Here is an 841-nt window from a genome sequence, read left to right on the forward strand (position 1 = left end):
GGCAACGCAGAACATATTGGATGGACTGCTACCGGCAATGGACAAGCCCAGTTCAGCATCACGTATAAGGCGTTAAGCGGCGTGAAAATGAATTCTCCAGATCAGGACCTATTCCGGGTCGGTGATCCTTCCACGGTGAGTGGAACCATCCAGTTTGATGTGGTCAAGGACTTCCAGCCTATCGTCAGCACGCAGGTGTCCAGCAAGAAGCTGAACGCCGGTGAGACCATCAAGGACAAGGTGACCAGCGGCGTCGCGCAGGGCGACAGCTGGGTGGACGATACGACCGTCAAGGCGAAGGGCTACTACTTCACCGGCGATGGTGATACGATCCTCCGCACCATCAACCAGAACGGCACCGTGGAGAACCCGGAGAACCCCAACGACTACCTCAAGCGTGTGGAGGACGAACTGGGCGAGCCGGTGGCGACCGCCGAGACCGAGTTCAACGGTTCCGGCCAGACCAACGAGGTCACCGCCAAGGCCGCGGACGGCACGGACTACGTGAACCCGCAGGACGGCCTCTTCGGCGGCTGGCTGTGGCTCATCGTCAAGGACGATCAGTCGGACGACGACAAGGAGTACATCAAGAACAACTACATCGACGAGTTCGGCAAGGTGCCCGAGACCGCCGTGCATACCGCAACCGTCAGCGAGTGGAGCGAGGTCGCGGAACCCTCCGCCACGGAGAACGCCGATGTGCGCGATGTCATCCACCTGAGCAACCTGCCCGAGGATTTGGGCGAGTTCAAGGGCAATGACGAGTACGGTTTCGGCGCGGACAACACGAAGCTCGACGTGGAGGTGTGGTGGGCCGGTTCCGGCACCGGTGTCAAGGAGG

At 60.6% G+C, this 841-nt stretch carries 1 protein-coding gene; it reads left to right on the plus strand.

The genetic code is table 11. The features are described from left to right. Window positions 1-81: 81 nt before the first annotated feature. The coding region (locus tag B5G37_RS14730) for a hypothetical protein (protein ID WP_204217977.1) at window positions 82-841 on the plus strand (760 nt) is incomplete at its 3' end.

The organism is Pseudoflavonifractor sp. An85, from assembly GCF_002161235.1.
GTDB lineage: Bacteria > Bacillota > Clostridia > Oscillospirales > Oscillospiraceae > Enterenecus.